The organism is Porphyromonas circumdentaria (assembly GCF_900167105.1).
Taxonomy (GTDB): Bacteria; Bacteroidota; Bacteroidia; order Bacteroidales; family Porphyromonadaceae; genus Porphyromonas; species Porphyromonas circumdentaria.
Genome location: NZ_FUXE01000012.1, coordinates 35997 through 57512 on the forward strand (window position 1 = coordinate 35997; position 21516 = coordinate 57512).

At 45.2% G+C, this 21516-nt stretch carries 17 protein-coding genes and 1 tRNA gene; 14 read left to right on the top strand and 4 right to left on the bottom strand.

The genetic code is table 11. The features are described from left to right. Positions 1–12 precede the first annotated feature (12 nt). Entirely contained in the window at positions 13–276 is a 264-nt protein-coding gene (gene yidD, locus B5D06_RS06180) for a membrane protein insertion efficiency factor YidD (protein ID WP_078737141.1), read from the top strand. A gap of 21 nt (positions 277–297) precedes the next feature. Beyond that, a complete protein-coding gene (locus B5D06_RS06185; RefSeq protein ID WP_078737142.1) occupies positions 298–1044 on the top strand; it encodes a TatD family hydrolase in 747 nt (248 codons plus the stop codon). Between the two features lie 100 nt (positions 1045–1144). On the opposite strand, the gene B5D06_RS06190 is transcribed toward B5D06_RS06185, so the two are convergent. Genes B5D06_RS06190 through B5D06_RS06200 form a run of 3 tightly spaced genes read right to left on the bottom strand, consistent with a single transcriptional unit; the run spans position 1145 to position 5242 of the window. Next, complete coding sequence (locus B5D06_RS06190) at positions 1145–2131, bottom strand: hypothetical protein (RefSeq protein WP_078737143.1); 987 nt, start codon at positions 2129–2131, stop codon at positions 1145–1147. A gap of 32 nt (positions 2132–2163) precedes the next feature. Beyond that, the gene (locus B5D06_RS06195; RefSeq protein ID WP_078737144.1) at positions 2164–2856 is read right to left on the bottom strand and encodes a hypothetical protein; all 693 of its coding nucleotides are present in this window, start codon (positions 2854–2856) and stop codon (positions 2164–2166) included. 25 nt (positions 2857–2881) lie between these two features. Continuing rightward, on the bottom strand, positions 2882–5242 hold the full coding sequence (locus B5D06_RS06200) for a TonB-dependent receptor (RefSeq protein WP_078737145.1): 2361 nt from the start codon (positions 5240–5242) through the stop codon (positions 2882–2884). 1189 nt (positions 5243–6431) lie between these two features. On the opposite strand from B5D06_RS06200, the gene B5D06_RS06205 reads away from it, so the two are divergent. The 9 genes from B5D06_RS06205 to B5D06_RS06245 all read left to right on the top strand — a co-directional run bounded on the left by B5D06_RS06205 (position 6432) and on the right by B5D06_RS06245 (position 16175). Beyond that, positions 6432–8321 carry an IdeS/Mac family cysteine endopeptidase gene (locus B5D06_RS06205; protein WP_078737146.1) on the top strand — a complete coding sequence of 630 codons (1890 nt, stop codon included), beginning with the start codon at positions 6432–6434 and terminating at the stop codon, positions 8319–8321. A gap of 28 nt (positions 8322–8349) precedes the next feature. Further along, the gene (locus B5D06_RS06210) at positions 8350–10533 is read left to right on the top strand and encodes a M26 family metallopeptidase (protein WP_078737147.1); all 2184 of its coding nucleotides are present in this window, start codon (positions 8350–8352) and stop codon (positions 10531–10533) included. Positions 10534–10729: 196 nt separating this feature from the next. Further along, positions 10730–11722: a tryptophan--tRNA ligase gene (gene trpS, locus B5D06_RS06215; protein ID WP_078737148.1), complete on the top strand. Its 993-nt coding sequence runs from the start codon at positions 10730–10732 to the stop codon at positions 11720–11722. 29 nt (positions 11723–11751) lie between these two features. Next, the gene (locus B5D06_RS06220; protein WP_078737149.1) at positions 11752–12162 is read left to right on the top strand and encodes a DUF3127 domain-containing protein; all 411 of its coding nucleotides are present in this window, start codon (positions 11752–11754) and stop codon (positions 12160–12162) included. Between the two features lie 30 nt (positions 12163–12192). After that, positions 12193–12669 (top strand): 23S rRNA (pseudouridine(1915)-N(3))-methyltransferase RlmH, encoded by a 477-nt coding sequence (locus tag B5D06_RS06225; protein ID WP_078737150.1) that lies wholly within the window; start codon positions 12193–12195, stop codon positions 12667–12669. Positions 12670–12727: 58 nt separating this feature from the next. Beyond that, on the top strand, positions 12728–13057 hold the full coding sequence (locus tag B5D06_RS06230; RefSeq protein WP_078737151.1) for a PAS domain-containing protein: 330 nt from the start codon (positions 12728–12730) through the stop codon (positions 13055–13057). Positions 13058–13069: 12 nt separating this feature from the next. After that, positions 13070–13318 (top strand): hypothetical protein, encoded by a 249-nt coding sequence (locus tag B5D06_RS06235; protein ID WP_078737152.1) that lies wholly within the window; start codon positions 13070–13072, stop codon positions 13316–13318. 25 nt (positions 13319–13343) lie between these two features. Beyond that, positions 13344–14309 (top strand): type I phosphomannose isomerase catalytic subunit, encoded by a 966-nt coding sequence (locus B5D06_RS06240; protein ID WP_078737153.1) that lies wholly within the window; start codon positions 13344–13346, stop codon positions 14307–14309. 444 nt (positions 14310–14753) lie between these two features. Next, on the top strand, positions 14754–16175 hold the full coding sequence (locus B5D06_RS06245; protein ID WP_143742630.1) for a peptidase: 1422 nt from the start codon (positions 14754–14756) through the stop codon (positions 16173–16175). A gap of 66 nt (positions 16176–16241) precedes the next feature. Here B5D06_RS06245 and B5D06_RS06250 read toward each other — a convergent pair. Continuing rightward, positions 16242–16325, bottom strand: a tRNA-Leu gene (locus B5D06_RS06250). Between the two features lie 640 nt (positions 16326–16965). Here B5D06_RS06250 and B5D06_RS06255 point away from each other — a divergent pair. Genes B5D06_RS06255 through B5D06_RS06265 form a run of 3 tightly spaced genes read left to right on the top strand, consistent with a single transcriptional unit; the run spans position 16966 to position 21508 of the window. Next, complete coding sequence (locus B5D06_RS06255) at positions 16966–17628, top strand: hypothetical protein (protein ID WP_078737155.1); 663 nt, start codon at positions 16966–16968, stop codon at positions 17626–17628. 12 nt (positions 17629–17640) lie between these two features. Further along, positions 17641–19980 (top strand): penicillin-binding protein, encoded by a 2340-nt coding sequence (locus B5D06_RS06260; protein WP_078737156.1) that lies wholly within the window; start codon positions 17641–17643, stop codon positions 19978–19980. Further along, a complete protein-coding gene (locus B5D06_RS06265; RefSeq protein ID WP_078737157.1) occupies positions 19973–21508 on the top strand; it encodes a UDP-N-acetylmuramoyl-L-alanyl-D-glutamate--2,6-diaminopimelate ligase in 1536 nt (511 codons plus the stop codon). The genes B5D06_RS06260 and B5D06_RS06265 overlap by 8 nt, the downstream gene beginning before the upstream one ends. Positions 21509–21516 lie beyond the last annotated feature (8 nt).

Consider the following 21516-nt stretch of genomic DNA (forward strand, 5'->3'; position numbering starts at 1 on the left):
TTTCTTTCTATTATGAATAAGCAACGCTCTTTGGGACAGAAAATATACTACCAGCTTCATCGTCTGCTTATACTTTTTCTTTCGCTCCCTATTCACTTTTATCGAGGGGCTATATCGCCACTCTTTCCTCCTTCGTGTCGTTTTACGCCTACCTGTTCGCAGTATGCTCTGGAAGCACTTCGCAAACATGGTGCTATCAAGGGGACGAGGCTTGCCATTCGGCGCATCTTTCGTTGTCATCCATGGGGAGGGGGAGGCTATGACCCTGTACCCTAAGAGTTCTATCCCCCTACTAAGATGACGCCTTACATTGATTTTCACACACATTCGGAGCCTTTGATTACGCCCGAAGTGGTGGCGATACGGAGCGTTGACCTTTCAACCGAAGGGAATTGGCTTGAGCGGGAAGAGGCTTTTGCATTTGCAAGAGGTAGGGCGAGTAGGGGGGTGAAGGAGCAATATCTCCCTGCAAAGACTCCTATTTCCTTAGGCTTACATCCATGGTATATAGAGAAGGCAACTTTATCTGCTCAACTTAAGCAATTACAACACTATGCCCAACTGCCACAGGTCGTAGCGATAGGCGAGTGCGGAGTAGATCGTTACAGTAGAGTAGATATATCTCTGCAAAAGGAGAGCTTCATGGAGCAGTGCCGTTTGGCGTACGAGAATAGTCTTCCCTGTGTACTGCATGTGGTAAAAGCATGGGAAGAACTTTTTGCTTGCATAAAGCAGTTGGAAAAGCAACGACCGACCTTTGTTGTGCATGGATTCAGAGGAAAGAACGATTTGGCGCAAAGTCTTATTTCAAAAGGTTTTTACCTCTCTTTAGGAGTGCACTATTCAGTGTCGTCTTTACACACAGCTTGGCAAGCGGAGCGACTATTCCTCGAAACCGATGAGGCCGATTTTTCTATCTTTTCGCTCTATCAAAAAGTGGCTCTGGATCTGCAACTACCCATCGCGACGGTACGAGAAAATATTTTTCATCGTACGCTCAATCTGCTCCCCATTGCCCCTCTACTTTCTTTGGATACCTTGTAAAAACGGGAAGGCAAAGATGCAAAAAGATCTCCCTTCCCGTTACCATTTAGATAGAAAAACTTATTTCATAGAACCCCTATAGGGTTCTGCCCCATTCGGATTACATATGATATTCGTCGGGGTCGTTTTCTTGATGATTAGGGATATTCGAAGCCTCGTTGTACATAGTTTTTACCTGCTCGGGTGTAAGGTTAAATTCCTTAGCGATGTCTGAAATGAAGTTGTTAAAGGAAGCCTCATCTTTAGGACGCTTCGTAACGATGCGCACGGGTACTTTGAACGAACAGATTGTTAGTGCAGAGAAAGATTGTTCCCAAGCAAAGGCACTACGGAATTGGTTACCCATTTTCTTTTTGTTTGGGGTAGCAAAGCGTACGAGGTGATACACGAGGTCGAAGGCAACGTGTTCTTCTCGAACACCGATGAAGTTCTCTGCTTTTTTGGTATCAGGATTGTGGAAATAGCCTTTGAACCCGATGTTCTTTTCCGAAAGTTCTACCTCTTCTTCATCTTCTTCATGTCTAAGTGATGCTACACTACCGCTGTGATGGTGGTGATGCCCTTCGTGGGGTTCGTACATAAGATGTTCAGGATTAGTATCGCGATATATAAAACCGCTCATAACCTGCTCTAAAGACTTGTTAATAGATGCACCCTGTACAGTCTCTCCAGGGGTGTATTGGCGCATATTCTCTGCCGTGAGGAAGAATTGGCATACGTCTTCTACTCCATTCGTAGTATAGTAAGGGTTTACGCGCTTGTTGTCTTTGTCTAAAAAGGTTATTTCGGAAGACCAAACCATATGAGCCATTAGGCGAAGGGGTGTATTTCCCTTAAGTGCATAGGTCTTACCGTCGGATTGCAGTTCGAGCGTAAGCTGTGCCTTATTCTTGAGAGGAAATGCGATATTGGTATAGGTCGGATTGCCATGGAAGTTGCTACCATGGAGGTGTCCGCCACGTACCAAAATCTCAACTTTTTGAGGCATTATTCCCTCGGGTTTTGTCTGTACGGGTTCCTTTTTACAGGAAGAAAAAGCAAGAGCTACGGTGGTAGCTAATGAAAGGATAAAGATACTTTTCTTCATAATTGAGTATAATTTTGAGTGTAAATAATAGATTACTGTTTTACAGTTATGGGTATTTGGAGGTCGATGTCCGTTACCCCGAGTAGATGCTTGGCAGGTTCGTCAAAAGGATAGTAGTTGCCCTCTTTGTTTTTCTTTGTGGCAGGGGGCACTACATGCACCAGTTGGGTGCGAAGGTAAAAGTCTGGATAGGTAACATCGTCTATTAAGCGAAGAGCTCCCTCAAATCCGATGGGCTGTTTCTCTCCGTCGGAGGGTTTGGGGTCCATATACTTGTAGATGACTTGTGTTGCTATCGGTGTAGGGTAGGGCTTAGAAGTATCTTCGCGACGAGTAGAGAGAAAGAAGAATTGGTGCATAGAAGCCTGCTCGTCCGTCAGATACTGTGCATTGATCTTTACGCCTGCTTTGTTGTAGAAGTTAATATCTACTTTGTACCATTCCCCTTTGGCAAGCTCTACAGCTCCCGACTTAATAACCGAACCCTTCTTGGAGTCTTTCGTTTCCTTGTAACTAAGGGGTGTCTTGCCCGAGGCGTTAAAGCGGTCGGCATAGACTGCCGTAGTGTCTTGTACCGTACCGGGAGTAAAGAGTATTTCTACACTCCAAGGCATTTCATGCTCTTTTTCTTCGACTTGGTTTTTTACTTCAGGTGCTCTGCATGAGAAGAGACTCACGAGCAATACCGCTGCGAAAAGTATTTGTATAAAATGATAACGTTGCATAGTCTATCTAAATGAATGGTGCGTATTAAAGGGTATAACTTAGAGAGAGCTGTATGTCTCGCCCTTTTTCGTGAGCGTAGTAGCGAAACCGATTGGTGTACTCCTTATAGAGATGGTTGAAAATATTCTCGCCCTTTAGTCGTATCTCGAAAAGTCCACGCCCCCAATGCAAGGAGGTGCCTATCGAGAGGCCGAAAAGGTGATAGGCGGGGGGCGTTTGGGGTATGAAGTCTATTTCGGGATCAAATCTCTTTTGTTGTGTTACGTAGAGATGCTCCAGCGAGAGGGATAGCTGTTTTATCTGTTTTATCGGCAGGGTAGGGCTCCACTCGATACGCTGAGAGTAGCGATCGGAGGGAATGTAGGGGAAAAATCCCTTTGTCTCTCGGTTGATAGCTCGTATCCATTGCCCCTCTAAGCGATAGCTCAAAGCCTCTAAAGGTTGCAGCAAGAGGCTTACATCGCCCCCGTAGAAAAGTGCGTTGGCCTGTCGGTAGCGGAATACAGGAAATACTCCTGCGAGTAGTTCCTTTACTTCTGGTCCTCCCGTAGCAGGGTCTATTTGGGGAGCATCGTAGATATAGTTTTTAATCCACTGGGTGAAAAAAGTGGTAGTAAGCGAGAGGAGGCGGGAGCTGTAGCTGAGCTCATTGTTCCACTTCCATGCAGCCTCGGGGGCAAGGTGTGCATCGCCTATCTCGTAAGAGGCAGCTCCGTGATGCAATCCTTTGCTGTATAGTTCGTTTACATCGGGAGCTCTCCATGCCAATCCCAAGTTGCTGCTGAAGGAGGTATTGTCGCCGATACGACGCATAGCCGAGAGCGAGAAAGAGGGGCTCTTGAAATGCGTCTCTCCACCGTAGAACATGCCTAAGTCGTCATACCCTTTGGCTTCGAGATACTTATAGTCATAACGGACACCTGCCTCCAATTCGTAGCTTTTCTGTACATATTTGGCAATCCCATACCCTCCCCAAGAGAAAGCTCCGAAGTTGGGGATAAGGGGGATGGAGCCCGTATCGTTGCGATTGGCATTTTGTTGAAAGATGAGCGAAGTGCCTGCTATAAAACGTAGAGGGACGTGTTTGTCCGACTCCCAGCTCAGGTGTCCCGAGTGGGTGGTAAGGAAAAGACCCATAGAGGGTGCGTAGCGAAAGCGTCCAGGACGGTTCTCATATTCGTCGCGTACATTGCTCTGTACGTCGTATTGCATACGCAGTACCCCTCCTATACCCATAGAGTAGAGCCCAGAGAGACGCCCTATTATGTGCAATACTTCCTGTTTGGGATTGTGTATAGCATAGCTTGCAGGGGCAACATTTACAGGTCTGCCCGCTTCAAAACGCGCCAAAAGATCGTCAAGAGTACCGATGTGTGCTCCGTAGAATACGCCCAAACGAGCATGGTACAGACTGGCAAAGGCGTCGGCTTCGAACCTTTTACGCTTTATACCCATGGCGAGCGTTGCTCCCATCTCTCGTACGCCCGTGTTATTGAGTACATATGCTGCCGTACGATAGTCGCCTGCATAGAGCGATGAAGCTTGTAGTCTCCATTTGACCCCCTCTATGGTTTTGAAGGTTCCGTAGGTGTCGGCATTTACGCCCCAGCTGCGAGCGTTAGAAGCTCCTTTTAACTGCAATTTTCCACCCCATTTATCCTCCTCGGGTAGTGTGGCGGTATTCATTAGTATGACGCCCCCAATCGCTCCTGCCCCGTAGCGAATAGATTCTGCCCCCTTGATAACCTCCATATCAGTTACCGAGGAGGCATCTACCTCGGGAGCATGGTCGGCTCCCCACTGCTGCCCCTCTTGGCGCACGCCGTTGTTGATGAGCAGTATTCTACTGCTGTGCATACCTTGTATTACGGGCTTCATGATGGTAGCACCGCTGCTGATACTACTCATGCCTGGTATTTGCTGTAAAATCTGTGCGAGGTTTTTGCCTACATTTTCTTTGAGTTGTGCTTGGCTCATTCGTACGGAGACGGTGGTGCGCTCACGTTTTCGCTTGTCGGTAGTAACGACGACCTCTTCTAACTCTATATTTTTCAGATAAAGCGTCAGAGGGCGAGAGGTGGCTTCTTCGTAGGCAAGTATTCTCTGCTCTTCTTGATACCCCACCGCGTGTACGATAAGATGCGCTTTGCGCCCAGAGGGCCATGCAATGCGCGCTATACCCTGCTGATTGGTTATTGAGTGGTTTTCCTCCAGTCGTACCACGACCCCAGGTATCGGTTCTTGGCTCTCTGCCTCGAGGATGCGTACCTCTAACTCTTGTCCTCCTCTGTTTTGTGCGGAGAGCATACCGAGTGGCAAGAGGAACAGCAGGAGTAAAAGTAGAGAACAACCCTGTTTGGAAGAGGTATAGCGTATATTTCTCATTGTAAGGTTTAGGAGGTGGGAGGAGGCGATAGACTGTATAATTTGTTTTGAACAGAAACTTATCTCAATATCTCTATATTATTTCGGTTTATTTTCTGGTCGATTTTTAATATATCATTTCTATTTGAACTAAAACAAAGATAGGGACTTATTGGACTATTTCCAAATGATAACACTAAGTGATATTTTAAAAATCTCTCTATATCCCTTTGCTGTAAAGGGATTTTCCTCCCTTAAAGAAGAGCGTTTACAGACCTTTTTTCTCTTTGTAACGGGTGTTTTTCGATAAACGAAATTCGATATTTATCCTTTTTGCACGGGTTGATTAGGGTAGGAAAGAGGAGTTTCTTTCGAGAGGGCTTGAACGAGAATTGTAATGACTGTGCCCCTATCGCGTAGTGGATAGCTCGCTACATCGTTAGGAATATGTGAGGTTGCCTCCCCCTCTCTCTGTAAATCCTCTTTGTTTTACGTATTAAGTTGAAAAGAGCGGGGCATCGTGAGAGGTTTACCGTAGAGGTCTGAAAGGCTGCTCTTTAGTGCTGTGATACAGTTGCTTATAGGTTTTGGACTAAAAGCCTTTATGAGAGTTTTAGTTTGCATAGGAGGAAACTAAAGTTAGCACCTGAGATAATGCAAGTTTGCACATATATAAACTTGAGTTTCCTCCTGTGCAAACTTTGGAAGTCTTTATACCATAATATCTCACCTACTCTGCTTTTTTTTCAAAGGTCTCCTTTTGGGTGCTATTTTGATAAAGAACTTTTGAGAGTTGTCTGTACAGGAAGAGACCCTGGTCTCTTCTTCAATATATGTTATTTATTTTGCAATACTCTTTCTTTTAAATAAAGTATTATATTTGCACGGCGGGGGTTGGTATGTTTTGTAACAATTAAGCTTTCTATTTTTGAGAAAAGTTGAGTTGTAACGATATTTGTAGATGCCCTCCTAACGAGACCCATAAACATATGGAGAGAGAAGGTGCGGTATATTGCTTAGAGTGAAGCTGTCTCTTTGCCATAAGGAGTAACCCTTTCTGTGGATAGAGTAACTTTTACGATAGGTTAAAATTACCTCATTGCATTCTGCGACTTTTTCTAATAAAAAAGTTGAGAGTTCTTAGTTCAAGCGAGAGCAAAGATGGAATAATATATAGTACTACCGATACAATACATTTTATTTTAAGGAAATGAAAATAATAACCAACAAGTTCTATGGTCTTTTCCTCATTCTTGCAGTGGCACTTTTTACGGGGTGTAAGCCTCCTAAAGAAGTGGTTATAGAGGAGCAAGTAGCACTGCAGCTTACAGTAGACAAACGTGTGATAAGAGCCGACGGGCTCGATACACTACAGATGAGTGTAACCAACAATGGTATTTCTGTACAAGAGGAGTGTACATTCCACGTAGTGGCACCTGAGACAATTCTAAAAGATGGCCGTTTTTTTACCTCTAAGGTGGGAGAATATGAGCTTTACGCTCTTTATAAAGGCAAATACAAGTCTGAAGTAATACGTGTAGAGGCTGTAGCTCTCTCTTTGATACTGAACGCATCTTCCGAGAAAATCGTAGCAGATGGCGAGCAAGAAGTTACACTCAACGTCTCTTGGGAGGGCAAGGATATTACTTCTGAGTGTGCACTCTATTTGTTGCAAGGTGAGGAGAAAACGCTACTCGATAGCCCTCGATTCAAAACAGAGAAAGCAGGGAAGTATCAGTTTCAAGCGACCTTTAGAGGATATACCTCCAACATTTTCGAGGTAGAAGCTCTGCCTCTCACTCTTATACTTAAGGGGAGTAAGAATGAGATAAAGGCCGATGGCATCGAGGAAGTAAAGTTTAACGTAACTACAGATGGTAAAGATATCTCCTCTTTGTGTCAAATCTTTTTGTTAAAAGGAGAGCAGGAAACATTGGTAGAGAATGGCGTTTTCAAAACCAATCAACATGGCAAGTATAAGTTCCAAGCTATTTATAAGAGTTACCGCTCCAATGTATTCGAGGTCAATGTTACCGAAATTATCCCTGAAAAACCTATCGAACTCACGGCAACTACAAGAGAAATTCCTGCCGATGGTAAGACCGAAGCGCATTTCTCTGTAACGCAGGGCGGGGAAGATGTAACCTCAAAGTGCAAGATTTATTGGTGGGGTGGCGCGGTACAAGAACCCGTCTTGCTCTTGGGCACCTCGTTTAAGACGAAACGTGCAGGCGAGTACAATTTTAAGGCCACGATGGGCGAGCTTGTCTCTGCCGAGATCGTAGTAAGAGCCATAGAGAGTGATCTCCCCTCTGAGGCGGGTGTGCTTTTTGTGCATGGAGTAACCAAAGATAAGGGGTGGTATGATGTCAATAAAAAGAAAGATGGTAGAGGTCCCGATGGCCTTCTCTGTTGGGCAGCCGCTTGTGCCAACGGATTACAATGGTGGCAAGAAAACTATGCCGCAGCTGGGCTTTCTCTTCCCAACGGGGTGCCTTCAGGAGTAGGTGAGAAATGGGAATTGAAGATTTTTGAAGAGTTTATGGCCAACTGGACTAATAGAGGAGCTCACCCCGATATGGGTTTTGCATGGTATTTTTCAGGAGAAAATAGAGCCAGTAATTGTAGTGTTTGCTCTCAACCCAAACCCAACTCTGGTGCCTATCTAAAATCTATTTACGACCAACTGGATAATACGTGGAAAGATGGCTATACTCGTTCTGTACGAGGCTACTCGACTTGGGGTGATAACGGCGACAAGAATGAAGACCCTCTTAAGATATTTTCTCGACACATAATAAGAGCTCTAAAAGAAGGGATTGTGGTGTTAGATATTAATCCTGGCTTTTCTACTGCTCATGCGATTACCTTATGGGGGTGTGAATATGGGGCGGATGGACTTATTCGATACCTGTATATTACAGATTCGGATGATTTGATTCATACACCCTTAGTACCTCGTAGGCCAGTGCTCCACAAATTTGAAGTCGCAAAAGCCTCTAACGGGAAAAGAATTGTAGGAATAAAAGGAACCACTTATAAACCTTTTGTTGAAATACAAAACTACTATACTTTGCGAGCTTTTCCTATCACCAAATGAGTAAGAAAAAAGAATTAAATAAGTGACTATGAAACGATTATTATCTACTTTAGTTGTTTTTGTGGGTCTTTTTGTCTTTTCCATGACAAGTGCAAGTGCCCAACATGCATCGATTCCTCCCTTTAGTGGGGGTAATGGAACCGAAGCTACTCCCTATCTATTGTCTACTGCAGACGATATTATTGCACTCTCTAAACTTGTAGAAGAGAGTCAAAACGATTGTACTGGGCTTTTCTTTAAGATGACGCAGGACATCGACATGACAGGGAAAACCATGAAACCTATTGGTAACAACCATAATTCTAGTTATACCCCTCATTACTTCTGTGGTACTTTCGATGGAGGAGACTATACCATCAACAATTTGGTTATCGAAGCAAAGACAAAAAGAGCGGTAGGCTTATTCGGTATGGTCAAGAATGCAACCATCAAAAATCTCACAATAGAGAATAGTACCTTGAAAGGTCAGGGAATTACAGGTGGTTTATGTGCTGTTATGGCCAACTCTGTTATTTCTAACTGTCATATAGGCAAAAAAGTTTATGTGGAAAGTATTTCAGACCCCAATACTGGAGGAGTGATTGGTGCAATTCTTGCGGGAGATAAGAATGTTATTGAAGATTGTACTCATGCAGGGCATGTAAGAGGTGCACACTCTACGACAGGAGGAATACTTGGATTGGACAATGCTAAGGGAAGTGTTGTTAGAAGATGTTTTAACATAGGTGTTGTCGAAGATTGGATGGGTATTGTTGGTGGTATCGTTGGAGAGACTAAATATGGGCATTTGTCCATAGAAGATTGTGGTAATACAGGGACGGTTCATGCGGGTAAAAACGGAGCTTCTTACCATGCCGCAGGTATGTTGGCAAATATAGATGGTACCGCTGTAGCAAAGAGACCTGTTATAAAAAATTGCTACAATGCGGGAGAAGTGGCTTCTAATGTAGATGATGCTCCCCCTCACCCTATGACTTGTGCAATGCAATCTACTACTACCGAAAACTGTTACTATGATCCTGTAAGCTCTAAGACAGCTGTGGACGATGTTACCAGCGTATCTGCCGAGGAAATGGCTAAGCCTGCTTTTGTAGATCAACTCAATCAAAATCGCCCCAACGGACCATGGAGGATTATTGAAAACGTAAATAAAGGGCTGCCTGTACCTACGAAAATGAAACCCTCTTCGGAAGAGCCAACTCCCATATCTTCTGAGTTTAAGCCTCTTTTCGATAGAGTTACAATACCAGTATCTCAAGACTATGCGATGTTTATAAAGGAGTACTCTGCCGAGGCATACAATCACATAAAGGCAAATCGTATTGTCATAAAATTGGAGTCTCTTACTCCAGATGTTATTAAATCTTCGGGCGATAAGTATCGTGCCATTAAACCAGGTGAGGGAACTGTAAAGGTGCGTATTGCGGGTGCTGTGAAAGGTTCTTTGGATCAATTCGATGAGAATAATGTATTCGGTGAAACAACTTTCACCGTAGAGGCTGTTCCTTTTGAAGAGTACCGAACCACTTTCCCTGCCGTACCTACCATCTGGAGGCATGGAGCAGAAGAGGTAAAAGAGTTTGCTCAAAATACTTGTAAGTTGACTCTCTTTACTGAGCAGTACAACAAGCTTATCAGAGTGCCCGAAAGCATGAAGCCTCATAACGATATTTTCTTGACAGGACTTTCAGACTTCCCTCTCATTAATACTCGTTATACAGAAGATACAGGGGCTTTCATTCAAGCAACAGTATTCACCTCTACTTTCCTCTTTATCGATAACACAGCCCCCCTTCGAAAAATACTCGAAAAGGCAGGTTATGAATATAGAGGATATAGTAGTGTTACAGGTACAGAAACCTATCGCCACGAAGAGTCTAAAACATCTGTATTCTTACAGTTTGTAGCACTTCAAGGCGTACGTTACGGTGGTATCTCATTCATGTACGATGAAAAAGGAGAATATGTACCCGATTCCAACGAGGCTATTGAGGCTTTCAAGGGCGAAATCTTGTTGGCAGACCATGGTAGTTCGTTCGATGTAACCGTTCCCGAGGGATGTTTAGGCGAAAATGTACAGATTTTTGACTTGGCGGGTAAGCTCATCGCTTCTCAGGTAGCTAATGATACAACCTTACATTTCGACGCTGTTCAAGAGAAAACATTTATCGTACGCGTTAAGGGATGTCTCGCTTTGAAGGTTATTCTTTAACTTGAAATGACCCAATAAATACTTCTCCTCATAAGAGAAGTGTAGTAGTAAGGCTCGCAGGTTTTTCCTGTGGGCCTTATCTTTTTGAAGCAAAGAGAGTGCAAAGAGCTCTTTCTCCATAGAGTTCTCTCTCTATTTCCTAAGGCGCGAACTTTTGTTACCTTTGTCCATACGATTAAGAATAAAAAGTAATTAAATGGAACGTGTAGTTAGTGGTATACGCCCTACGGGCAATTTACACTTGGGTAACTACTTCGGGGCAGTCCGAGGTTTTATAGAGATGCAGCATAAGTATGATAGTTTCTTCTTTATTGCAGACTGGCACTCTCTTACCACCCACCCACGTCCCGAAGATATTATACGTAGCACACACACGATACTTGCCGAGTATCTTGCCTGCGGATTAGATCCAGAGGTTGCTACCATTTATAGACAGAGCGATGTGCCTGAGGTGTTGGAGCTCTATCTCTACCTTAATATGAATGCTTATCTCGGCGAGTTAGAGCGTACTACATCTTTCAAAGAGAAGGCGCGCAAACAACCCGACAATGTTAATGCTGGGCTTCTCACCTACCCTACACTCATGGCGGCAGATATTTTACTGCATCGCGCTGTGCGTGTACCCGTAGGCAAAGATCAAGAGCAGAATATGGAGATGGCGCGCAAGTTTGCCCGTCGTTTTAATACAATCTATCAAACAGAGTATTTTGCCGAACCTCAATCGTGGGCATTGGGGGATAAGTCCATTAAAATACCAGGACTGGACGGTTCGGGGAAAATGGGTAAAAGTGAGGGAAATGCAATCTATTTGATTGATGACGAGAAGACTTTGACCAAAAAGGTTATGCGTGCCGTTACGGATAGTGGTCCCACAACGCCCAATAGCGATATGCCCGAGGCTATTCAGAACCTGTTCACATTGTTGCAAATAGCTTCTTCACAAGAGGTTTACGACCACTTTTTAGCGGCTTACAACGATTGCTCTATCCGTTATGGAGACCTGAAAAAACAGTTAGCAGCGGACTTGGTAGCCTTTTGTGCTCCTATCCGTGAGCGCATCATAGAGATACAAAAAGATCAAGCTTATCTCGATAAAGTCGCTGCACAGGGAGCCGAGCGAGCAAGAGAAAGTGCCCGAAAGACCATCAGTGAAGTGCGTCGAATCATCGGCTTCAAACCTCTATACTAAACGAAACATTTATTGTACAATAATTATATATGGAAATTCAAGGAAGAATCATCTTTGTCGCTCCCGAGGTAGGGGGGACAAGCAAAGCGGGGAATCAGTGGCGCAAACAGGAGTATGTATTGGAGACATTGGGACAATATCCCAAGAAGATTTGCTTTTCTCTTTGGGGAGATCGTATCGATCAATTCAACATTCAAGAGGGTGAAGATTTGACCGTACAGATAGATCTCGAGAGCCGTGAGTTTAACGGCAGATGGTATACCGAAGTACGTGCATGGAATGTAACTCGAGGCTTTAACTCTATGGAGCAACCTCAAGTAGCTTCTGTGAATAATGATTACCTCAATCCTAATATAGGAGCTCCTTCGTTCTCTGCGGCTTCTCAAACTGTAGCAACCGAGTTTCCCGCCTCTGCAGAGGGAGACGATTTGCCTTTCTAACAAGAGCAGATAACGCAAGTACCGCTGTAGATGCAAATACGTTTATTGGTGGTAGGCCCTTCGCAAGAGCGCAATCTTGAGGCTCTGATACAGGTATACATCGATCGCATAAGGCACTATTTGCCTTTTACGATAGAGGTTATCCCCGACGTAACCCCTGTGGCACTGCGCAAAGATCCCGAGCGACTCAAAGTTCTCGAGGGAGAGCAGATACTAAAACGTATAAAGGCTGGAGAGGAAGTATTACTCTTAGACGAGCGAGGCAAGGAGCCTACCAGTCGAGAGTTGGCTGCACTCCTGCAAAAGCGAATGTTGTCGGGTATAAAACGTTGGACGTGGGTCATAGGAGGGGCTTATGGTTTCTCAGAAGCTGTATATGTACGGGTGCCGTCGCGCATATCGCTTAGCAAGTTAACCCTCACTCACACTATGGTGCGTCTACTTGCTACGGAGCAGCTCTATAGAGCTCTGACGATACTTAATAATGAGCCTTATCACCACGATTAACGTATTTTGTACAGATAGTTCCTTTATTGTAAGAGGATAAAAAGAAGCTTTTTATAGTATGAATTATTTGGAAGAGGCAGATGTAGCCATCACTATTTGCGATAGAGAGGGTAAGATCTTAGAGATGAATCAGCAATCCAAAGAGGTGAATCAGAAGCCTGGAGAAGATCTCATCGGTAAAAACATTTTAGACTGCCATCCCGAGCCTGCACGTTCTCTTTTGGTACACCTGATGGAGCACGAAGAGAAGCATGTTTACACCATAGAGAAGAAGGGCAAGAAGAAGCTCATCTATCAAATCCCTTGGTACAAAGATGGGGTCTACATGGGCTTTGCCGAGCTTTCTATGGTGATACCTTTCGAAATGGATCACAAAGTACGTAGCTAAGTTTTGTAAGCAATGAGACGAGAGCCACAGGATAAAAAAGCAGCCCTCCGACGTATTCGCTGGAGCGTCGTAGCTTTGGAGCTATGGGTACTGCTCGTAGTACTCTATGTCTTTATAATTAAGAAGATGCCCTTTACCCTCGAGAGAGGTATTCAGCTCGGCATCTCTTTTCTTTTACCTCTGCTACTTTATTTCGTATATCGATGGCAATGGCGCATACGCTCCCGCTCTTCGGCTCCAGAGGATAGCGACCAACAGTAATTGCTCTATACGCTACAATTCGTTTATGCCCTCGACACCACTGTATCCCTTAAGTTTTACACCGATATTCCGCCCTGTTCTCTGGGGGGGGACACGGCTTATGCGCTATAAGGGGTATGCAGATACTTCGGAGAAGATAGGGGAGTGTTGGGAAATATCACCTATCGAGGAGCATCTTTCCGTCGTGGATAAGGGGAGCTTGCAGGGCAAAACACTAAAGGAACTGATGCAAGCCTATGGGAGGGACATCTTGGGAACAAAGCACTTCGCTCGCTACGGAGAGCGATTCCCTCTGCTGATTAAGCTGATCAATGCAGAGCAAGACCTTTCCGTACAGGTACATCCCGATAAAGTTTCTCCCAAGAGCGAGATGTGGTATATATTGGAAACATCGGGAGATGCCCGTATATCGGCGGGCTTTCGACAGGGGGTAACAAGCGAAAAATACCTTTCGGCCGTTCAGGAGCACTGCGTGCCCCAATTACTGCACTACGATGCTATCGAGGCGGGCAATCTTTTCTACATTCCAGCAGGACGTATCCACACAATTGGAGCAGGCTCTTTCCTCTTAGAAGTACAGCAACCCTCCGACACTACCTATCGTATTTTTGACTATCAAAGGCGCGATCAAGAGGGACACCTGCGCCCATTACATTTAGAGCAGGCACTTGAGGTGCTTGACTTTACCGCCTTTCCGCCCTACAAGGAGCGTTATACCGAGAGGAAGAATAGGCTCAACAGATTACTATCTACGCCTTACTTTCTCTTCTCGACGCTACATATCGATAAGCCCTATATGTTTACTGCATCCGAAGCGGAGGGGTGTGCTGTTTTTTTTGTTGCTCATGGGGCGGTGGAAATAGAGGATCGATGGGGACAAAAAGTGCTTGTAGAGCAAGGTCACAGTGTGCTTATACCTTCAGTGCTTATCCCCCTGACTTTAACGCCCAGTGCTGCCAGTAAAATACTGGTTGTTACCCTGCCCGAGTAAGACTTCTTTTTCTTTTCTTCTTTCTCTTTGTTTCGAGAGATAAGATACAAATTCTACATTTTTTAGTGAAACCTCAAGGGAGAGGCTTATTTCCGCCTTTGTGCTGTCTAATAGCAGGGCTTATGGGGTTTCATATTAGAATATACGAATAGAACATGCTCTATATACGTAGGGAAATCTTTGTATATACGCAGAAACAACTTCGTATATGCGGAATTATGATTAAGCCCTCCTAAAAATCGACTTTTACATATACAAAGCCTCACATTATCCTATCATACAGTGAGCTTCCTACGGTTTATGAGAAATCTTCCCTTTAAAAAAGTAAAACTTTGATATTTAACTGAAAATATGTAGATTTGCAAAAGGGAGTCGCTCTTGTGTTCTTTATTTTCTGGTAATATGGTTTTAATAACAAACAATAATGAGACAAATCAAATCAAAATGAAAAATCAAGCACTAAGGAACATGTCCGTGGCGATAGCTACGCTGTTCATTGTAATGTTTGCGATGCCTTTTATGGCAAAAGCACAGACCGAATACAACCTCAAGATAGCAGGGGTTCAAGTAACGTCAGAGAATTGCAACGACCTATCTGTCATAGATGGAGTGAGCGGAACGGTAGAGTATGATCCAGACACTAAGACCCTCACGCTGGAGGATGCAACGATTGAAATAGAAGATGACAGAATATGCATCAAATCACAAGAAGAAAATCTTACAATTGTAGTCAAAGGAACATGTAATCTTTCTACTGTAAAAGCTGCTCTTTCTTTAAGAGAAAATACAACTATTACGGGCGGAGGAAGGCTTTCCGTGGCATCAGCCGATAACTGTGGAATTTTCCTGATTAGAACTCCTCTTACTATTGATGGCTGTCGTGTAGAAGCCAAAGGCGAATGGGGCATAGCGGGAAAGGATGGAGAGAACGGGGAGCATCTTACCATCAAGAATGCAACGGTAACCGCAGAAGGTATATCGGGCTCCATCTGCGACTTGGCATCGCTTACGCTCGAGGGCTGTAAAATCACCGAACCAGCAGGGGCGGCGTTTAACAAAGGTGCGCATGCCGTATGTGATGCCGATGGCAATATCATCAAAAGTAAGATTGTCATAAAGCCCACAGTTAAATACGACCTCAAGATAGCAGGGGTTCAAGTAACGTCAGAGAATTGCAACGACCTCTCCGTTATTGATGGCGTTAGCGGAACAGTCGAGTATAATCCAGACACTAATACCCTCACGCTGGAGGATGCAACGATTGAGGTAGGAGATGATAAAAACTGCATTTGGGTGAAAAAAGAACTTACCATCGTAGTCAAAGGAACATGCAAACTCTCGTCCACCACTTGGTCTACGGTTAATCTTTGGAGGAATACAACTATTTCGGGAGATGGAGAGCTTTATGCAGAATCAAGAGGAACTAATTCGTTCAACTTGGATGAAGGGGCCACTCTTACCATTGATCGTTGTCGCGTGGATGCTAAGGGGGTGAAAGGCTTTTCGGGATTCTATCAGTCGAGCAATGCTAAACTTGTTATTAAAAATGCAACGGTAACCGCAGAAGGTACGGAGGGCTCCATCTGCGACTTGGCATCGTTTACGCTCGAGGGGTGTAAAATCACCGAACCAGCAGGGGCGGCATTTAACGAAAGTGAGCATGCCGTATGTGATGCCGATGGTAATGTCATCAAAAGTAAGATTGTCATAAAGCCTGGCGACCCAGATGCTATTGAGCGCATTAGCCAGGAAGAGCCTGCTTATCGTGGCATATACAACCTACTTGGTATTAAACTCAATATCCCGTTTGAGCAACTGCCTTCTGGGGTCTACATTGTAGATGGCGTGAAAGTGTTTAAGAAGTAAGTAAAATCCTAAAGAGAAAAAAGAGGGCTGTGGCAAAACTGAATTCGCCACAGCCCTCTTTTTTTGTGCCCAGAGCCGGGATCGAACCGGCACGAGTGTTACCTCATTGGTGTTTGAGACCAACGCGTCTACCAATTCCGCCATCTGGGCTAAACGCTCTGCGAAAGTACTACATTAGTTTGAAATACACAATAAGAGGGAGAAAAAGATTAATAAAATAGTAGGTCTTAAAATACTCTATTCTCCTCTTTTATAATTATATAGAACTCGTTTTTCTGACTTCTTCGCGCGTACTCTTTGTGGGGCTTCGGTAGGGGAGGCTCTCCATTCTTAAGAAAAACTTCCTTTCTTTTTGATGAAAAGTACGGAAAGAGAGGAGGTAAAAGTACTTTCCTTTTGAAGTGTTTTCTATTTGCAGATTGAATATACATATACGTAGGTTGAATATATGTATATTCAAGTTGAAAATATATATATTCAGATTAAGAATAGAGTATTGCTCCTATTGAGGCAAGTTTATAGTAAGCAGGAAACTATTTATAGAGCCTTTGTAAATATTTTTATACTACGGGTAGATGGTTTTAGAGCTACTCTATACTTTCTCAGCCATCATACGGCAAGCAATTTTGGTAGGCTACCATGACCGCATTGGCTAAACGGTACGCAATGCTTTCTTATAGTTCTAAAAAAGAGTGAGTTTCTCTCTTTGCTTCCCTTGCATATCCTTGACAGTATCATTACCTTTGTGTAGTTTTTCAATAGGGTATATCTAAAGTGTAAAATCTCTCTTATGGAAGAAGAATACAGAAAAGACCTTTCCATAGGCAATGAGGGCGAAAACTCCTCTTTGTCGGGGGATTTTATGCCCAATGGATGCGATAATGAAGCAGAGAGCGCACCTCGAAAAGAGCAGGAGCGCACCTCGCTATCGGCAAGGGGTACGCACGATAGCGACCCCCTCTTGCCCCGAGAAGAGAAGCAAGAACTCCAGGCATTGCCTCTGCGCCAACCAACTTCGTCCCGTGCGGAGGGGCGTAATGGGTATCGCACTCAGACCGCTGCGGGTGCTGCGCATAAAAGGGGGGATGCCAAAGCTCCAAAGAGTTCGTTACGAGCATCTATCTTCAAAATTCTTTCGGGGGCATTTCTTAGCAAAAACCCTTGGACTATTGCTATATTCTTGGTCGTTGCCATATGGAGCACGATAGGGATATGGCAATCGTATCGCCTCAACCATCTTATCTCCCGCATAGATACTTTAGAAACTTCGTTGGAGAATACATACCGCAAGCAACAGGAGCTTACCTACAGATTGCACTCTGCCATTCGTCCCGACGAGGTGGAGCTGCGCCTGCAAGCTATCGGCTCTACCATTGCCCCCTCGAAAGAACCCTTCTTTGTGCTGTACGTAAACGAGCCTGAGGGGCTATACGATGAGGAAAGCGACTATTAAACTACGGCTCCTATGAATGCACAGAAAGACAAATTGCCTCACACTGTAAAAGAACGGATAGAGCAGAGTAAACGAGTTCACAAGGGCATCGTGCTTCGATTTTATTTGATTGCATGGGTTTTTGTGCTTGTTGCGGTAGTTGTCTGGGGGCGTCTCTATTGGATTGCAGGCGTTGAGGGTGCCGAGTGGCGTGAGATAGAGCGCAACCACCGTCCCGCAAAAGATGTCGTAGAGTACCCTAAAAGAGGCAGTATCTATGCCGCTACGGGAGAGTTACTGAGGGTCTCTGTACCCTTCTTTCGTATGCGTTTCGATTTCCGTGCAGAGGGGTATACCACCCTGTGCGATACCAATCGAAGAAAAGAGCGGCAGGTCTTAGATACTTTGACGCAGATTTCGTATCGCGCTATCCCTCGTTTGCACACCTTGGATAAGTCCAGAACCAAGGAGACACTTATCCAACGTTGGTTAGAATACTCCAATAAGGGAAAAAGAGGAGCTGACCTATATGGTTGCAATATTACTTTTGAAGAGTATAAAGCTCTGATCGGAGACTCTCTTATGTGGGTTTATGAGAGAAAAAGGGGAAGTGATACGCTCAAAAGAACGAAAAAGCGTACACCCTACTACATGGCACTAAACTCCGATAAAATATCCACTCGAAGAGCTCCTAACGGAGATATGGCAAAGTCGGCTCTCGGCTCCGTTTTAGGGAGAACTCAAGATAGCATAACGGTAGCGATTGGGGGAATTGAAGAGTACTACAACAAGTATCTTGCTGGCTCTTTCGGTATCAGAGAGGAGAAATTCCGCACCAATCGCTCTACAACGATTCAAAAAAATCCTCCCATTCATGGATCCGATGTCTACACCACTATCGACTGGAAGCTGCAAGATGTAGCCGAGAAGGCTCTTGTGGAGCAGATCGACCACTACCAAGCCTATCGTGGTTCGGTTGCTGTTATGGAGGTAAACACGGGGCGCATCGTGGCGATATCCAACAAGGAGAGAAACCTCAAGACCAACAAAATAGAAGAGAGCGGTAACCATATCTTTATAGACCTTATGGAGCCAGGCAGTACTCTCAAAACGGCAAGCATGGTTATCGCTCTTAATGACGGTATCATCGACCCTAAAGCATCGATTGATATCGGCAACACACGTGTGTGGCATTATCGAGGGAGGCCTATTCAAGACCATAATGTGGGCGTGCTTACCTACGAAGAGGTGCTGGCCAGATCGAGTAACATCGGTACTGCCAAGATGATAGTAGCTGGTTATGAGCATCGTCAAGCCGATTATGTCAATAAGTTGAAAGCACTCTGCTTTGGAGATTCGCTCAAGAGTGATATCCCCCGTCCCTCTTTCCCTACGATTCACTCCCCCGAGAAGAAGTATTGGGATAAATTAACCCTCTCTCGCATGTCCTACGGATATGCCATGCAGATACCCCCTATTTACATCCTCACGTTCTACAATGCCATAGCCAATGGGGGGCATATAATGCGTCCCTATCTGGTAGATAAAATTGTCAATAACCGTGGAGAGGTCGTTTTGGAAAACAAGCCTACCGTCTTGCGCTCAGATATTGCTACCCCCCATACCATAGATGCCGTGCGTACTATGCTACGTATGGTGGTAACGGATGGTACGGCGAAAAGTTTGCGCACTCCACTTGTGGCTATCAGCGGAAAAACGGGTACGGCACGCTATACAGACCGAGGTCGGGGGTACATCAATAATGAGCACGTGGTGAGTTTTTGCGGTTATTTCCCCTCAGAGAACCCACGGTATACAGTCTATGCCAATATCGTACGCCCTCAAAACCCCAAGGGTCGCCCTGCGGCAGCCCTTATGGCAGGGACCATTGTAAAGGCTGTGGCGATAGCAGATGCCAAGCGACAGAAACAAATAAACTTCGAGGAAGTAAGACCCGATGCGGTACCCTCTGCGATGCCGCACCTATTGTCGGGCAGGAGAACTTCCTTGCAACGTTTCTCTCAACAGACGGGTATCGCTCTGTACACGGCAGAGGAAGCCTTGCCAACACCTTATGTAACGGTACAAACATCGAAAGATAGAAAGATGGCTATCACATCCGTTACGCCACGACGTCGAGAGATTATGCCCTCTGTGATAGGGATGTCGGCTTCCGATGCTTACTACCTACTGTTGAACCACGGCTTGACGGTATACTTGAAGGGTCGAGGCGAGGTCGTGGAGCAGTCTAAACCCAGCGGTAGCAAAATCTTAAAGGGCGAGCAGGTACTGCTCTATTTGAAGCCTAAGCACCTCCCTGCCCCAACCGCTATTCAATCAGATACTTCTACGCCTCCTAAACAACATGAGTGATCGTTATACACCCTCTTCTATCGAACTTCTAACGCTGCAAGAAATTGTAGAGGGATTGAAGCCTTGGATTATCCATCTCGAAAATCAGGGAATCGAGAGTATCTCCTTTTGCAACATTGCCTCCGATTCTCGCAAGGTAGTCAAGGGGGGTATTTTCGTCGCTATCCCAGGGGTTGCCGTCGATGGGTGGAGCTTTATCCCCAAGGTGGTAGAGGCTGGCGCAAGCCTTGTAATCGGTGAACACATTCCGAGCGAAGAGGAGCGACGCCTATTCGAGGCGCACACAACGCTCTATCTTCAGGTCTCTTCTGCTCCCGCGGCGTTGGCTGCTTTGGTAGAGCTTTATTGGGGGCACCCCTCGCGTCAACTGCAATTGATAGGCGTTACGGGTACCAATGGCAAGACCACTACCGCTACTTTACTTTATCGTCTCTTCTCGCAACTGGGGTACAAAACGGGGCTTATCGGCACGGTGGAAAACCGAGTGGGCGATGAGGTCATTCCTGCGACCCACACTACGCCCGATCCTATCGCCTTAGGAGCGTTGTTGCACCAAATGTGCGTAGCAGGCTGTACCTACGTTTTTATGGAGGTCTCTTCGCACGCCGTAGTGCAGAAGCGTATCGGCTCTCTTCTGTTCCGTGGGGGTATTTTTACCAATCTAACGAGAGATCACCTCGACTATCACGGTACGATGCTCGAATATATCCGTGCCAAAAAGGGATTCTTCGACAGTTTACCCCAAGAGGCCTTTGCCCTTATCAATGCAGATGATAAGAACGGTGCCACAATGGTACAGAATTGCGCTGCCCAAGTCTATACCTATTCGCTGAATCGACCCGCAGACTTTTCTATAAAAGTGATAGAGAGAGACCTCAACGGTACCGCTTTGCTCCTCGATGGAAAAGAGGTCTGGAGCCGATTGGTGGGCAACTTCAATGCCTACAATATGGGGGTTGTTTATGCGGCAACCCGTCTACTTCTCCCCAACCTCCCCGTAGAGGAACTTCTTAAAGCACTCAGCACGCTCCAAGCAGCGGAGGGACGCTTTGAAGTGGTCTATTCGGGAGCCTGCACCGCTATTGTCGATTATGCCCATACGCCCGATGCTTTGATTAAAGTATTGGATACAATTCGCCCCTTACTCTTGCAGGGAGCACGCCTTATAACGGTAGTCGGGGCTGGAGGCAACAGAGACAAAGGCAAAAGACCGATTATGGCACAGGAGGCTTTCCGCCGTAGCGATTTGCTGCTTCTTACCAGCGATAACCCACGTAACGAAGACCCCGAAGTAATTATACAAGAGATGCTTGAGGGGCTTACTCCAGCAGAACAAATACGCACGCTCGTTAATAAAGATAGGCGAGAAGCGATACGTACCGCCTGCCGTCTGGCACAAAAGGGCGATGTAATAGTCGTGGCAGGCAAAGGACACGAAACCTATCAAGAGATAGCAGGCGTGCGCCACCATTTTGATGACCGAGAAGAGCTGCGCACAGCTCTCTCGCTACTAAACAATCCTTCTTAATCTCAATT

Excerpts from the sequence above, each read along its gene's own strand:
- B5D06_RS06200 (WP_078737145.1), bottom strand. The coding sequence starts at position 5,242 with ATGAGAAATATACGCTATACCTCTTCCAAACAGGGTTGTTCTCTACTT.
- B5D06_RS06255 (WP_078737155.1), top strand. The coding sequence starts at position 16,966 with ATGGAAGAAGAATACAGAAAAGACCTTTCCATAGGCAATGAGGGCGAA.
- B5D06_RS06240 (WP_078737153.1), top strand. The coding sequence starts at position 13,344 with ATGCCCTCGACACCACTGTATCCCTTAAGTTTTACACCGATATTCCGC.
- B5D06_RS06220 (WP_078737149.1), top strand. The coding sequence starts at position 11,752 with ATGGAAATTCAAGGAAGAATCATCTTTGTCGCTCCCGAGGTAGGGGGG.
- B5D06_RS06185 (WP_078737142.1), top strand. The coding sequence starts at position 298 with ATGACGCCTTACATTGATTTTCACACACATTCGGAGCCTTTGATTACG.
- B5D06_RS06265 (WP_078737157.1), top strand. The coding sequence starts at position 19,973 with ATGAGTGATCGTTATACACCCTCTTCTATCGAACTTCTAACGCTGCAA.
- B5D06_RS06225 (WP_078737150.1), top strand. The coding sequence starts at position 12,193 with ATGCAAATACGTTTATTGGTGGTAGGCCCTTCGCAAGAGCGCAATCTT.
- yidD (WP_078737141.1), top strand. The coding sequence starts at position 13 with ATGAATAAGCAACGCTCTTTGGGACAGAAAATATACTACCAGCTTCAT.
- B5D06_RS06230 (WP_078737151.1), top strand. The coding sequence starts at position 12,728 with ATGAATTATTTGGAAGAGGCAGATGTAGCCATCACTATTTGCGATAGA.
- trpS (WP_078737148.1), top strand. The coding sequence starts at position 10,730 with ATGGAACGTGTAGTTAGTGGTATACGCCCTACGGGCAATTTACACTTG.
- B5D06_RS06245 (WP_143742630.1), top strand. The coding sequence starts at position 14,754 with ATGAAAAATCAAGCACTAAGGAACATGTCCGTGGCGATAGCTACGCTG.
- B5D06_RS06190 (WP_078737143.1), bottom strand. The coding sequence starts at position 2,131 with ATGAAGAAAAGTATCTTTATCCTTTCATTAGCTACCACCGTAGCTCTT.
- B5D06_RS06235 (WP_078737152.1), top strand. The coding sequence starts at position 13,070 with ATGAGACGAGAGCCACAGGATAAAAAAGCAGCCCTCCGACGTATTCGC.
- B5D06_RS06210 (WP_078737147.1), top strand. The coding sequence starts at position 8,350 with ATGAAACGATTATTATCTACTTTAGTTGTTTTTGTGGGTCTTTTTGTC.
- B5D06_RS06205 (WP_078737146.1), top strand. The coding sequence starts at position 6,432 with ATGAAAATAATAACCAACAAGTTCTATGGTCTTTTCCTCATTCTTGCA.
- B5D06_RS06195 (WP_078737144.1), bottom strand. The coding sequence starts at position 2,856 with ATGCAACGTTATCATTTTATACAAATACTTTTCGCAGCGGTATTGCTC.
- B5D06_RS06260 (WP_078737156.1), top strand. The coding sequence starts at position 17,641 with ATGAATGCACAGAAAGACAAATTGCCTCACACTGTAAAAGAACGGATA.